Raw genomic sequence first — 14,385 nt, forward strand, 5'->3', positions numbered from 1 at the left:
AAATGATAAAAACTTTTTTGTTTTATGGCCCTAGACTAGCCTCTTTTTAGTTCAAATGTACTATTATTGATGTCACAACCATTAGAACGTTTGTCCTATGTCTCGGTCTGATCTGTATACACCACGCCGTCGTCCAGCACCCCAAAGACGGCCCCAAAGACGTCATGAAAGACACCCCGCAGGTTATTACGTCAAAGCACGTTCATCCCGGTCATCGCAGCGACCCAATTGGCTATTTGGCAGCATTGCACTAGCGACCTTAGCACTTATTCCCCAAGATATATGGTCGCGCATTTCCATGCCGATCTCTACTCAGCCTACCCAGTCACAGTCTGTGCAGCCATGGTATCTGAATCGCACCAAGGCGACTCAAACATGCGAGACAGTCGTAAATGCCGACCAGCGTCTTTCCCGTGGCCAATTAACTAAATTTTTAGTGATTGCCCAAGATTCAGCCCAGACAATCGTCCATGAAACCATTTCTAGCCCCTATTGCACATTGTCTAAAGCAAATCAAAGCAAGCAAAGCGAGGCTTATCCCTTAGAGTTTGACCCAGACACCTGGTTTGTCGTCAATTACGAGCAAGGCCTCTATAAAAGCTACGACTTTGTCTTCAAAGTCGATTAGCAGCTACTACATATTCAACTCTCGCAGCAGGCCATCACAGGCATCCATCAATAAATTAATCACATAGTCAAACCCATCTGACCCACCATAATAGGGGTCAGGCACTTCCCGGTCAGAATGTGTCTGGCAAAAATCGCACATCCGCTTTACTTTGTGCGCGTATTTCCCAGACGGGTCAAGGGCCAAAATATCGCGATAGTTACTGTCGTCCATGGCTAGCACCAGATCAAATTGATCCAGGTCAGACACTGTAAACTGTCTTGCCCGACCGACTAGTTTAATGCCGCGCTTTTTAGCAGCAGCTGTCATACGGCTATCTGGAGAGCTGCCGATGTGATAGCTCGATGTTCCTGCAGAATCACAAACCACCTTCGATTGCAAACCTCGTTGCTCCAACAGATGGTTCATGATGTTTTCTGCTGATGGAGATCGGCAGATATTGCCTAGGCAGACAAATAAGAGTCGGGTCGTCATGGCAGAAACTCGATGAACGTAGAGAAATTGGCTATACAAAAACGACTAGCGATCAGTACGCTAGCCGCCTTTGGGCAAAAACTATTTCTATGGACTTAGAGGCCTGGAAGCTGTAAACCACCCGTCAACTCTTCCATACGCTCACGCATGGTCTCTGTAGATTTGAGATAAGCGTCACGCATAGCGGCTGATACTAGGTCAGAGAGAACCTCTGCCCCTTCATTCATCGCTTCAGGGGAAATAGAAACCCGTTTGGGCTCCTGATTGCCACTGAGGATAACTTTAACCAAGCCACCGCCAGACTGGCCTTCAATTTCCATTAGTTCAAGTTCTTCCTGGAGTTTCTTAGCTCCCTCTTGAACTTGCTGAGCCTTTTTAAAGGCTTCGCTCAGCTCTTTCATTTTTCCAAGACCGAAGCCAAAACCTTGCCCTTTGCTCATAATTGGCGGCGTGATTTTACTAAATGAACTGTCAAACTATACGTCGCCTTGGCAGGAATTGCAATCGCTACTCACACAGTATCGACAACTGTCCATTGGCTCATACAGCCTGAAAGTCTCCTAGAATCTGCACCTCAGGCCTTAGTTGCAAAGACCATTTGTCATCTACAATGCCCTGAATATGCCGGATCAGCTTGAAAATATCGCTAGCGGTTGCACCACCACAGTTGAGAATAAAGTTGGCATGCCGCTCTGCCACTTGAGCTTGCCCCACTTTGAATCCCTTCAGACCTGATTGTTCAATCAGCCAGCCTGCACTTTTGGGCTGAGGATTGCGAAATACACTGCCACAGCTGGGTAAATGATAAGGCTGGGTGGATCGGCGCTGCTCTAGATCGGCAGAGGTCTCTGCCCGAACTACTTTTGGCTCATGGCCAGGCTGTAGTTGAAACGTGGCCTGGGTCACAATCCGTGGATCGGCTTGTAGAACAGAGGTTCGATATTGAAACTGCAGCTGCTCAGGAACCAGGGTTTCTAGAGAGCCATCTGGATTTAACACCTGAGTACTCACCAAAATTTCTTGGGTATCACTGCCATGGGCTCCCGCATTCATGACAACCGCTCCACCAACGGTTCCTGGAATTCCTACAGTCCACACCAGCCCCCTCCAGCCGCGTTTAGCCACTTTCCAAGCTAATGTGGCCATGGGCATACCGGCAGCGACAGTGACTCGACCTGCCTCATCAAACTGAGTTTGCCGCAGATAGCGGGTACAAATTACCAGACCGGGTAAACCGCGATCGCTAATCAGCAAGTTGGAGCCAGCCCCCAGACGAGTAATGGATAACCCTTCAGCATTTGCCCACTGAACACAGGCCTGTAGCTCGCTGACACTGCGGGGGGCAGCAAACCACTCCGCTGGCCCACCCACCTTAAATGTGGTCAGACTTGCCAGGGGATACTGGGCCTTAGCGATACAGCCGGTACTCGTAAGTTGCTTTTCAATGGCCATTGCTAAAAATACGGATTAGAGAAGTTGTTGCCAGCCGAAATTTTCATCTTGGCACAACATGATTGCTGGCTGTGTCCTAAACACTTGTCAGGGCGGTTTTTTCAGATTGCTTGGCTTGATAGTCCATCACATCTGGAATTACCTGGTTTAGATTACCTGCCGTTAGAAAAATAACCAGATCGCCCGGCTGCAACAACGCCGCCAACTTTGCTTTCACGTCATCTAGAGTAGCTGCGTAACTTACCTGGGTATGGTGTTCACCAATGGCACTAGTGACATCTTCGCCCGTAATTCCCGAGGGATTTTTCTCTCCAGCACTATAAATGTCAGTGACAATCACCTGGTCTGCCTCGGCAAATGCCATTGAAAACTCCTGCAGTAGCGTTGTAATGCGGCTATAGCGATGGGGCTGAAACACAGCTACTACAAGGCGTTGGTTAACACCTTCTAGACTCTCCGTACTTTTTACTTTGGCCGCTGCCAGGGTTACCTTAATTTCACTAGGATGGTGGGCATAGTCATCAATAAACAATATGTTGTTGTGAAACCCACGGTGATCAAAGCGACGCTTAGCACCTTCAAAGGTAGCCATGATGGTGGAGATCACATCAAACTCTACCCCTAATCGGCGAGCCACAGCAATTGCCGCCAAAGCATTACTTAAGTTATGACGCCCTAAAATCGCCAGGTGTAATTCCCCCAGACGCTGGCCTCTTTCCCAAATCTCCGCCGTTGTCCCTTGCGATGTTTCACAAATATCTGTGGCAATATAATCAGCCCCTGACTCGGGCCGCAAACTGTAGGTGACGTTAGGCTGAATCTGGTTCATAACCGTCTCACAATCAGCGCTACCAATCACCACATCGCACTGATGTGCAAAGTGTTTGAAAATGCCTACTACCTCATCCAGAGTGCTGTAGTGATCCGGATGATCTAGTTCAATGTTAGTGATAACACCAATTTCAGCTGACAGTTTCACTAGGGAGCCATCAGACTCATCTGCTTCAGCCACCATATAATCGCTGGTCCCCACATGGGCGTTCCCCTGCCATGCCGCGACCTCACCTCCGATAACGATAGAAGGATCGATGCCGGCCTTAAGCAGCAGATACCCCACCATGCTGCTAGTGGTGGTTTTGCCATGGGTGCCTGCGATCGCAATACCCTGACTTTCATTCATCAGGGCAGCCAAAATATCAGAGCGATGGAACATAGGACAGCCAGCATCCATAGCAGCCTTATATTCAGGGTTACTAGGACTAATTGCCGTAGAACAAACCACTTGGGGCAAGACCTGCGTATCGTCCGCTAGCGTCTGGGTTGCCTGAGCAATATTGTCAGCTTCTTGACTCCAAAAAATGTGGACACCTTTCTCTTGCAAGCGCCGAGTAATGTGAGTTAAATGGCAGTCAGACCCAGACACTGGTAACTGCCTTTCGGCCAATACATAGGCCAAAGCTGACATACCAATGCCACCAACACCAATAAAGTGTAATGGTCTGCCATTAAAATCTACTGCCATTGGCATAAAACTTACCTCACACACCACACACAGATATTTCAGGCGTATAATACCAGGAATCTATAGAATGGCTACACACCCAACTACCAGGGTTCGCCATTTCGCGCAATTTACTAGGTACCAATCCTTAAAACTTCAACATTGATTCCAGGAAAGCGATATATGCTGGATCTTCGTCAGAACTTCACGCAGATTCCTGAGACTGACTTGTAAGCCAATACCGTGAGCAATTATACTTAATTTCAATATAGAACGATAATCCATTTGTTAAGCCCGGGCATCCCTTTATTACATGAATTTGGCGCAGGCTTGACTGTGATATCTACGAGCCCGGGCTGTTTAGACAATGGGATATCATTGATTTTGCTAACGCAAACGCTAATTTGACGCAGTTGTACGACAGAGGGTAAGCGCAGTGATTAGAGTAGCTATCAACGGTTTTGGGCGCATTGGACGCAACTTCCTACGCTGTTGGTTAACCAGAGAAAATTCAGGATTTGACATTGTTGCAATCAACAATACCTCGGATCCTAAAACAGCTTGTCATTTGCTGAAGTATGACTCCTTGTTGGGACGTTTGGATGCAGATGTTAGCTTCACCGACGACACCATTACCGTCGGCAATAAGACTATCAAATGCTGTTCTGATCGTAACCCCAACAATTTGCCTTGGGGCGCTTGGGATATTGATCTTGTAATTGAATCCACAGGCGTTTTTGTTAGTGAAGAGGGCGCACGCCGCCACTTAGAGGCGGGAGCTAAGCAGGTTCTGATTACAGCTCCTGGTAAAGGTGGCAACATTGATACATATGTGGTTGGCGTTAATGCTGACCAGTATGTTCACGGCAAGAATCCCATCATCAGCAACGCTAGCTGCACCACTAACTGCTTAGCTCCCGTAGTTAAGGTCGTTAACGACGCCTTTGGCATCATCAAAGGAACAATGACCACTACCCATAGCTATACAGGTGATCAGCGCATTTTAGATGCTAGCCACCGTGATTTGCGCCGTGCCCGTGCAGCTGCCATCAACATTGTGCCGACATCCACCGGTGCTGCTAAGGCCGTGGCTCTAGTTATTCCTGATATGAAGGGTAAGCTTAACGGTATTGCAATGCGCGTCCCCACACCCAACGTTTCCGTCGTTGACTTGGTTGTTCAGGTTGAGAAGAAGACAATCAAGGAAGAAGTTAACGAGGCCATGAAAGCTGCTGCTAGTGGCTCTATGAAGGGAATTCTGGGCTATACAGAAGAGCCTCTTGTTTCCATCGACTATCGTAAGACTGATGAATCTTCGATTGTTGACTCCAGCCTAACGTTAGTTATGGATGGTGACATGGTTAAGGTTGTTGCTTGGTATGACAATGAGTGGGGCTATAGCCAACGCGTTGTTGATCTAGCTGAGGTTGTTGCGGCTAATTGGCAAGCATAACCCACATAGCTTTCTAAGCATTCAAAGCCCGCTGTATCTTGTATGCAGCGGGCTTTGTCTACAAATAACACATCCAGTGGATAGTGGTTCCCATGTCTCAAGACTTAAATGTTATACGGTCTGCTCTACTTGAGACCTATAGCGATTGAACAAATGTTGGTATTTAAGAATACGATCAAAGTCTCCTAAAGCTAAACAGGTCGTTTTCAAGGTGTTGAGTGCCTGCTGTTGCAAATTCAAGTTTTGCAGTGCTAAACACACCTGAAGACGTTGTTCTTGATAGCGAACAACGTCATCCGTCTGACCTAAAGCATCATAGTTAATGCTTAAACTGTCTAAACTTTGTTCTTGAGCCCTTAAATCACTTAATTCTCGGGCTAATTGGAGACGTTGTTTCAGATAGCCAACCGCCAATTGATAACGGCCTAATGCGTAGCAAGCAGTCGCTAAGTTACGCAAAATTTTGATCGCTGCCGATTTATCCAACCTAGGATTGTCTATATCTAAAAGTCTGCTGTAGTATTCAACAGTTTTGCCATAGTCACCGATACGATGATAGAGGTTGCCAATATTGCGTAAGATTTGAGCTATATCTTTGGAACCTTGATGTGATTGTGCTAATTGCAAGCTTTGTTCATAACAATCAATGGCCTGAGGATACTGACTTTTTGCTTTATAGGCTAAACCCAAGTTGTTAAGGCAACGGCTCAGCACCTTATCGTTATTCAGTTCTTTAGCTAGCTCATAACCTTGCCACAGAGCATTGAGCGCTTTATCTAGATCATTCAGGTGGCGATAGCTATTACCAATTTGATCTAGAGCTGACATTTGCAAATAAACATAGTTAGAGGCGTTAGCAATATCAAGGGCTCTGCGAGCCGAGTCTAAGGCCCAGAGATAACGCTTTTGACTATACTGAGTCAGCGCGATGGCATGATAAATTTTGCCTTCTAAGAGGCAATCACCCGTTGGATTCAGGCTATGCAAGGCAATTTGCAATGTGTCTAATGCAGACGAGTATCGACCCTGACGATGGTAAGCCAATCCTTCCTTGAGATAGTGATCAGCTATCTTATCTGCACTACTCTGCGCCGCAGGCAGTTGACTACCGGAGATCACTATTGGCGAATCCTTATTGTGCATACTCAAATCTCCAGGAAGCTTAGTCAGCCCAGTTAGTCAGCTCAGGTAGTTAACTCAGGTAGTCAGCGCAATGCGAGCATGAATCTACGTACGCATCTATACTAATGTGCTCGTTGAAAGCCCCATAACCGTACTAACCCCTAGTTGATTGCCACGGTCTCTAGTTCAGCTAAATAGCTGACCATAATATGGGCCGTCAGTTAATCCCTATGATGGAAAGAGACACCCATCGCTATAGGCAATTATTTTGACCGCGTCCGTATTTGCAGCCGAACATCTACTTTTTGAGCCCGCTGCCCCCCACTCCGATGCAGTTCCCGTTATTTTCGCGTTTCCCAACGAATATTCCGTTGGGATTACGAGTTTGGGGTATCAGGTAATTTGGGCCATGTTGGCCCAGCGCAGCGATCTGGCCGTGGGCCGTCTGTTTACAGACTTGGCCAGTGGTCTGCCTGCCAAGCCTGAGCTCATGGGGTTTTCGGTGTCCTGGGAATTGGACTATATCAATATCTTAAATTTGCTAGAGCAGCAGCAGATTCCTGTTCGTAGCAGCGATCGCACCTCCGATCATCCCCTCATTTTTGGCGGCGGTCCGGTCCTCACCGCTAACCCTGAACCCTTTGCCGACTTCTTTGATATTGTTCTTTTGGGCGATGGTGAAGATCTGATTCCCACTTTTATAGACACCTATCAAACTGTACGGGACGCCAGCCGATGGGAACAGTTGAAGGCTCTGGCCCAGGTCCCTGGCATCTACATACCCAGCCTCTATCAGCCCATATACGACGCCCCCACCGGACCCATCAGTCGAGTAGAACCCGCCGATGGTGTCCCCGCCGTTGTCAAAAAACAAACATATCGAGGCAATGTGCTGCTAGCCTCAACGGTGGTTACAGAAAAGGCTGCCTGGGAAAATATTTTTATGGTGGAGGTGGTGCGCAGCTGCCCCGAGATGTGTCGATTTTGCCTGGCCAGCTATCTAACGCTGCCGTTTCGTACAGCTAGTCTGGATGAATCGCTCATTCCTGCCATTGACCGTGGCTTGGCAGTCACTAAACGGTTAGGGCTATTGGGGGCCTCGGTAACTCAGCACCCAGGGTTTGAAGAGCTACTGGACTATATTAATCGGCCCGAATACGATGATGTACGGCTAAGTATTGCTTCGGTGCGCACCAATACCGTCAATGAGAAACTAGCCCATACGCTGGTTAACCACGGGACCAAGTCCATCACCATTGCCGTGGAAAGTGGTTCAGAACGGGTTCGTGAAACCATTAATAAAAAGCTTGAAACCGCTGATATTGAACGCGCCGTCGTCAATGCTAAAGCGGGCGGTCTCAGCAGCGTTAAACTCTACGGTATGGCCGGTATCCCCGGTGAAACGGAGACCGATTTAGAGGATACGGCCAACATGATGCTGCAATTAAAGAAGGCGGCTAAGGGACTGCGGCTCACCCTGGGCTGTAGTACGTTTGTCCCTAAGTCCCACACCCCATTTCAGTGGTACGGCGTGAACCCTAAAGCAGAAAAGCGGCTGAAGTTTTTACAGAAGAAGCTGCGATCGCAAGGCATTGATTTCAGACCAGAAAGTTACAACTGGTCAGTTATTCAAACTCTGATTTCCAGAGGCGATCGACGCATTGGCCAGCTATTAGAACTCACCCGCCACTACGGAGATTCCTTGGGCAGCTACCGTCGGGCATTTAAGGAACTAAAAGGGCAACTTCCCCCCCTAGAGTTCTATGTCTATACAGATTGGTCAACAGAGCAGCCCTTACCCTGGGACCACCTAGAAGGGCCTCTGCCTAAACCCACACTGATCAAACATCTACAAACAGCAGAGTCTTACATGGATGAACCTAGGTTGTGTCGTTCTATGCCCGCAGCTAACGTATGTGGATCCGTTTGAACTCAAAGGCAACATCACTGTTTACGCTAAAACGTGACACTATCTTTTTCCAAACAATAAACGGCAACGTAATTGGCCAAAGTACCCCTGAAATGATGACAAAAGACCAGTTAAGTACACTTGCTTTGGAAGCATCGGTATCCTTAAAAAATGCATATGACGCAATTAAGAAAGTGACACTAGCGGGCAATAGGTAGTACAAGTAGCTCATAATCAAATCAGATACTTATCAGATATTTCAGAGCATAGACACAGAAAGCCAACAGTCGATAAGCATAGAAACTATACGCTCACTCACCTCTCCACAGAAGTCAACTGTTATACCACCCCCAATGATTCACCTGGCCCAGTAAATGCTGGGCCGCCTGCAAAACTGACATCTCAGCAATATCAATTTTGGGAATTTCTTGACCGCGACGCACCAAGTCATGACGGTAAGTACGATCATAATAAGTCAAGATAATTGCAGCCGCAGCTGCCAGTTCCCCCTTCTTAATGTGCTGAACGGCCTCCTGGGTACGTAGTCCCCCCAAACGCTTGCGGAGACGCTCAGTAGCGGCTGTTAACTCATCTGGGTTTGCTTGACCATAAACATCCACCAAAATTGCCAACCGTTCTGACTCGGAGCGAACCACCTCCAGGGTGGGAGCCGCTTCCATCTGGTCCACAATTTCCTCAGGTACTCGGCAGGTACCCACACGGCGACTTTCCGCCTCAACCCAAACAGGGCGCTGAGGGTTAAAGGTTGCCCATTGCTCAGCAATCAGATTTTCAAACTGCTCAGTACTGGGCTGGGGGGGCAACATCAGGGCTCCATAGCTGCTGCCACGATGATTGGCTAAACCTTCTAGGTCTAAAACCTGTTCTCCTAACTTTCTAAGGGCATGGAGAATATCGGTTTTGCCTGTGCCAGTCATACCGCCCACCACAATCAGGGTTCGAGGGGTGGCTAACGTGGTTCTCACCCAGTGGCGAAAAGCCTTGTAGCCCCCTTTCAACAACTTGACCTCTAAACCACTGGTCTCTAAAAGCCAGCCAACAGACCCACTGCGCATCCCACCACGCCAGCAGTGCACCCTGACCTGACGCTCCGGAGCCAAAGCCTTAGCCTGTTTAACTAAACCCACCATTTTAGGAGCCACTAACTCCAACCCCAATTCAACGGCAGTCTCTTGTCCCTGCTGTTTGTAGCAAGTGCCCACCTGAGCCCGTTCTTCATCCGAAAACAGAGGAAAGCTCAAGGCTTCAGGCAGATGCCCCTGGGCATACTCCCCAGGACTACGCACATCTAAAATCGGACCGGGGGCCTGCCAAAAGTCAGAAATCGGGAGAAGTTGGGTCACCACATGGTTACTGAAAAAACAAATGAAACCCCTCAGGATTTCACCCTCTGATTGTAAAAGGCGCTTGTCCCTCCACAGCAGGGACAACATTGCCAATGTGACAACTATGGCTATATCCCTGAGTCTTTAAAGCACTCAAGCAATCACTGACACGGTTCTGGGGAATGGCTGCCACGAGTCCTCCAGACGTTTGAGGATCAAACAAGAGTGGGTAATGGGAGTGATGGGGGTGAGGATTATGTAAGTGCCGTTCAATTTGCTGATTACGTTTTTGAAGAGAGCTAAGATAGCCCGCCTCAAAACAGGTGTGAGCGCCGGGCAATACAGGCAAAGCATCCAGATTCAAATCTATCGCTACCTCAGGCTGCAACATTTCATGGAGATGGCCCAATAAACCAAATCCGGTCACATCCGTACAGGCCACTACACCATGTTTTTGGAAACACTTGGCAGCCATCTGATTTGACTGCACCATAGTGGCCACAGCAGCTTCGATCCACCGCCCTTTAGCCGCCCGCTGCATATCTGCCGCAAATAATACCCCCGTCCCCAGGGGCTTAGTCAAAATTAAGCCTAAACCAGGTCGCAAGTTTTGTTTGGTCAAAATCTGATCGGCAGCAACCCAACCGTTACAGGCAAAACCTAGGGATAGCTCTGGACCTTCGGTGGTGTGCCCGCCCACGAGCCAGGTCTGGGCAGGGGCCAATGCCTGGTAGGTCCCTGCCATCAACTGATAAAGGGTCTCCGTTTGGAGAGTATCTGTTCCGTAGGGCAATGTAGCCAGCGCTAAAACCGTTTGGGGCGTTGCCCCCATGGCAAAGAGATCGCTTAAACAGTGGTTCACACAGATCTGCGCAAACGTGTAGGGATCATCCACAATGGCTCGAAACTGATCCACCGTTTGCACGGCTAGCTTGTCAGCGGGCATGGCAACTACGGCAGCATCATCCGGTGCATCTAAACCGACCTTGACGGGGTTCGACCAGTGCTCCATCTCTGGAAATTCTGCCCTGGCGCGGTTTAAGGCCCGACTCAGCACTGAACTACTGACCTTGGAGCCGCATCCGGCACAGTGGGGCGTCATGGTTGCACTCTCCGGTGTCATCTGGCTACCGCTTACCATGGGGGGGAACTGATCAAACAGCGCCATAAATTTGCCGTCAATCTGATGTTTCCAGCGCCGAAACCATATAGATTCAGCGGACCAGCGACCGCGAGATGCGATCGCACCCCCCATGCCCAAGTCAATTATGTTGAGAAACTGACGCTGGGGCTTAAAGGGCTTGAGGGATTTTCCAGAGAAATAACGCTGCAGATTGTTATATAGGGGGGGGCCTTGTCGCACAGCAAATACCCCAGCCTTAGGACGGCGATGGTTCGCCATGGTAGCCACATCCCCCACAGCAAATATATTGGAGTGGGACAAGGTTTGCAGCGTATCTTGGACCAAAATAAACCCATCTTTATCCGTTGATAGCCCCGTACGAGCCAGCCAGGGTGCGGCACTGGCACTGGTAACCCAAAACACGCGATCGCAACTCACCTTTAACCCCGACTCACAGTGCACCTGGACAGCCCCCGCTGTCGCTGGCTCCAATGCACAAACCGATTCTGATAAATGGGTATGGATATTGCGATCTCGAAAAATCTTAGCCAGCTGGCGTTGCGTCGTCCGGTTACGCCCCGTTGCTAATCGCGCCCCTCGATGAAACACATGGATATTTGCCGCTTCACCCATAACCTGCTGTAGCCGCACCTGCATGTTGAGGGCTAGCTCCACTCCACCGACACCACCACCGACAATGCCAATGGTGGCCGACTGCGCCTGATCTAATCCTTCCAAATAGTGATGCCAGGCTCGTAACAAGTTGGGCACAGGTTTGGCCGGAATTGCATATTCTTTCGCCCCCGGCACCGACACTGTCCCCGGTGTACTACCAATATCGATGGACAGAGCGTCATAGCGCATCGGCGGATGATGGCGACAGTGAATCAGCTGTTGATTCACATCAACATCAACCACCTCATCCATAATCAATCGGCAATTGGCAAACCGAGTCAGCGGCCGCAAATCAATATGGGACTGGTCAAAGTCATAGAGCCCTGAAATATGGCAAGGCAGCATCCCAGAATAGGGAGTATCCACCAGGTTGGTAATCAGCGTCAGCCGCACCCCCGCCGGTAGACCTTTCATGCCAATTTTGCGTAGCACAATCGCGTGGGTGTGCCCTCCCCCCACAAAAAATAAATCCGTATGAATTGAAGTTGTCGCCTGCATAGCCGTCAGGGAGCCAATAAAAACTGCGCACCGCGCCCACTATAGATAGCAGAAAAAATAGGGTGACGCGTGAATTTTTCCTGAAGAGCTGGTGCCAGACTTCAGCGACAGCAGCGCTAATTACCCCCTAATTCCTGAAAGCGTGGATCACCCCGCAGCCCATCAAATGCAGGCTCCTTATTCGCCATGGCAATCCACTGCGTAGGATTGAGGGCAAAGGCCTTTTGTAAGGCCAACAGGGCAAAATCATCCGCCTGCATCTGGGCATGGCAGTAGGCCTTGAGATACCAGGCTAAATCCAGATCCATTTTTAGCGCCACCGCCTGATTAAAATTTGCGATCGCAGGCCGAAACTCTTCCAGCAACATCAGGGCCAGACCACGTCGCACCCAGGCTTCGTAATAATCAGCCTGGAGGTCAATGGCCTCGGTGTAGCATGCGATCGCGTTTTGGGATTGCCCCTGCTCATCCAAGAAAACACCTTTTTGATACCAATCCACCGGAGTTTGTAATTGCTCATCCATCGATCCCATCCCCCTCTCCAATTCACTCTCAAGACTGCATAGGCCAACCCATATGTTTTATTACAACCACCTAAAAACATCCTTGACACTAATCAGAAAAACAAATGTATGCAATTTCAAGAAATTGATGTACATTAGCGGGCAATACTATGAGCAGCAGTTGGGCAAACTAATGCGTTCGATCAATGACTTTCAGTCATAGACGCACTTTATTAAATCTCCGTAATTAAAGCTCCGTAATATTGAGGCTGCCCTAGGCTAATTCAGTTCCGCCCTAAACTGATTTACCCATTGACCTAGGAAAACATTGTAAAGGCCAGTCTTTCAAAACCAATCGTTCTGCGTTTTCGGGATATATGAAATCGAGTTCTTTTAAATCCATTCCTCTCAAGGGGTTTACCCAAACTCTTATGGGTCGCTTTAAAAAACTCATGCAATCCCGACGCCGACGTACTGCTTACACCAGGGTTTTACTTTTGGGGGTTCTGTCTTTATGGATGATCATCGGTCTGGTCTTGCCGGCCCAACGCAAAACCGCCAAGGCTGCCGAAGTAGAACTCGCCAGAGCTTCAAATCCTTGGAGTTTTGCTTCATTTCCAGTGGAGAATTTTCAAGCCTACACCTCTCCCTTTGGTTATCGCCAATCCCCCTATGGAGGCGAACAATTCCACTATGGGTTAGACATTGCTGCTCCGCTGGGCAGCTATATCCGCAACTGGTGGGAAGGCCATGTGGTGGAAATCTCAGACGATAGCGCCTGCGGCACCTCCGTGGTCATTGAATCAGGAGAGTGGCTGCACATTTATTGCCATATGCAAGGCTATGTCTCCTATGAAGAAGGGAGACGGGTTATGGTGGATCCCGATGGCAATATTCGTATTCGAGAAGGGGCCAATATCGGCACTGGCCAGCCCATTGGTCGTGTCGGTATGACAGGACGCACCACCGGCCCTCACTTACACTGGGGCTTAAAGTTTGAAAATAGCTGGGTAGATCCAGCGATGGTTTTACGAGCAATGTATGACGATCAGCAGGCCATTCGATAGGCTTGAATGCATTGTCATGGGCGGCTACAAGCACCGAACAGACGGTTAACGTTCTCTACAAGTTCCGACTCTCACCGGGCTTCATGATTTGCACTCTTGAGTCTTTATGATCTGTAGCACAATCTATCAACCAGCCGAGATGCTATCGTCTAGCTAAGGCCATCATTGCGAGTGGCTGGGTACATTACAGCTGTACCCCTGTTCGACAACCACCCACTTAAACTATGACTGCTCCAATGTCTGAAGCTGAAAACACTCGCGCTGTTCTTCGTTCTCAAGAGCCCAATTCACAATATGAACTGCCTTGGAATCGTGAAGGTGAGTTCGAAATCGAGGCACTCATCGTCAGTCAGAGTAAAGATGACTTGCTGGTCAAAGTTAAAACTGACCGCGGTGAAAATCATCTCACCATCTCAGGTTTTCTTCCCGGTAGAGTATCCGGTCAGCGCTGGCGCTTAGAGTGTCTACGCACCTCCGGTCGGATTGAATTGCTGGACGGCGCACCACTCGAATAGACCTCCGCGCTGTTACTCAAGACTTGAGACCGCAGTTAGGTTTAGTTAACGTACCCTTGGCTCCTACAAGGGTACATTTTAGGGCGAATTTGAGACGCTGATAGGACTACAGCCTCGCC

At 48.9% G+C, this 14,385-nt stretch carries 13 protein-coding genes; 5 read left to right on the top strand and 8 right to left on the bottom strand.

The features are described 5' to 3' along the window. Positions 1-97 precede the first annotated feature (97 nt). Positions 98-628, top strand: coding sequence for a hypothetical protein (locus tag SPB21_RS16790; protein WP_163668055.1), 531 nt, complete (start codon positions 98-100; stop codon positions 626-628). A gap of 6 nt (positions 629-634) precedes the next feature. Here SPB21_RS16790 and SPB21_RS16795 read toward each other — a convergent pair whose 3' ends face one another. From SPB21_RS16795 to murC, 4 genes are all read right to left on the bottom strand, one after another. Next, positions 635-1,102, bottom strand: coding sequence for a low molecular weight protein-tyrosine-phosphatase (locus SPB21_RS16795; protein ID WP_163668053.1), 468 nt, complete (start codon positions 1,100-1,102; stop codon positions 635-637). Positions 1,103-1,197: 95 nt separating this feature from the next. Beyond that, entirely contained in the window at positions 1,198-1,545 is a 348-nt protein-coding gene (locus SPB21_RS16800) for a YbaB/EbfC family nucleoid-associated protein (RefSeq protein ID WP_163671767.1), read from the bottom strand. 97 nt (positions 1,546-1,642) lie between these two features. Then, complete coding sequence (gene murB, locus SPB21_RS16805) at positions 1,643-2,554, bottom strand: UDP-N-acetylmuramate dehydrogenase (protein ID WP_499867210.1); 912 nt, start codon at positions 2,552-2,554, stop codon at positions 1,643-1,645. A gap of 76 nt (positions 2,555-2,630) precedes the next feature. Beyond that, the gene (gene murC / locus SPB21_RS16810) at positions 2,631-4,082 is read right to left on the bottom strand and encodes a UDP-N-acetylmuramate--L-alanine ligase (protein ID WP_163668048.1); all 1,452 of its coding nucleotides are present in this window, start codon (positions 4,080-4,082) and stop codon (positions 2,631-2,633) included. Positions 4,083-4,491: 409 nt separating this feature from the next. Here murC and SPB21_RS16815 point away from each other — a divergent pair, with 409 nt between their 5' ends. Then, positions 4,492-5,508 (top strand): type I glyceraldehyde-3-phosphate dehydrogenase, encoded by a 1,017-nt coding sequence (locus tag SPB21_RS16815; RefSeq protein ID WP_163668046.1) that lies wholly within the window; start codon positions 4,492-4,494, stop codon positions 5,506-5,508. Positions 5,509-5,619: 111 nt separating this feature from the next. Here the strand turns inward: SPB21_RS16815 and SPB21_RS16820 are convergent, their stop codons facing one another. Further along, on the bottom strand, positions 5,620-6,651 hold the full coding sequence (locus SPB21_RS16820; RefSeq protein WP_163668044.1) for a tetratricopeptide repeat protein: 1,032 nt from the start codon (positions 6,649-6,651) through the stop codon (positions 5,620-5,622). Positions 6,652-6,898: 247 nt separating this feature from the next. Between SPB21_RS16820 and SPB21_RS16825 the strand changes: the two genes are divergently transcribed. After that, entirely contained in the window at positions 6,899-8,560 is a 1,662-nt protein-coding gene (locus tag SPB21_RS16825) for a B12-binding domain-containing radical SAM protein (RefSeq protein ID WP_499867211.1), read from the top strand. A gap of 311 nt (positions 8,561-8,871) precedes the next feature. On the opposite strand, the gene mnmH is transcribed toward SPB21_RS16825, so the two are convergent. The 3 genes from mnmH to SPB21_RS16840 form a co-directional block, all read right to left on the bottom strand. Further along, a complete protein-coding gene (gene mnmH, locus SPB21_RS16830; protein ID WP_499867212.1) occupies positions 8,872-9,903 on the bottom strand; it encodes a tRNA 2-selenouridine(34) synthase MnmH in 1,032 nt (343 codons plus the stop codon). Between the two features lie 40 nt (positions 9,904-9,943). Beyond that, on the bottom strand, positions 9,944-12,181 hold the full coding sequence (gene selD, locus SPB21_RS16835) for a selenide, water dikinase SelD (RefSeq protein ID WP_499867214.1): 2,238 nt from the start codon (positions 12,179-12,181) through the stop codon (positions 9,944-9,946). Positions 12,182-12,297: 116 nt separating this feature from the next. Then, positions 12,298-12,705: a tetratricopeptide repeat protein gene (locus SPB21_RS16840; protein WP_163668038.1), complete on the bottom strand. Its 408-nt coding sequence runs from the start codon at positions 12,703-12,705 to the stop codon at positions 12,298-12,300. A gap of 356 nt (positions 12,706-13,061) precedes the next feature. Here SPB21_RS16840 and SPB21_RS16845 point away from each other — a divergent pair, with 356 nt between their 5' ends. Beyond that, complete coding sequence (locus tag SPB21_RS16845; RefSeq protein ID WP_163668035.1) at positions 13,062-13,751, top strand: M23 family metallopeptidase; 690 nt, start codon at positions 13,062-13,064, stop codon at positions 13,749-13,751. A 224-nt stretch (positions 13,752-13,975) separates the two neighbouring features. After that, positions 13,976-14,266, top strand: coding sequence for a hypothetical protein (locus tag SPB21_RS16850; RefSeq protein ID WP_163668033.1), 291 nt, complete (start codon positions 13,976-13,978; stop codon positions 14,264-14,266). Positions 14,267-14,385 lie beyond the last annotated feature (119 nt).

It is taken from the genome of Leptothoe sp. ISB3NOV94-8A (assembly GCF_043421595.1).
Lineage (GTDB): Bacteria > Cyanobacteriota > Cyanobacteriia > Phormidesmidales > Phormidesmidaceae > Leptothoe > Leptothoe turfae.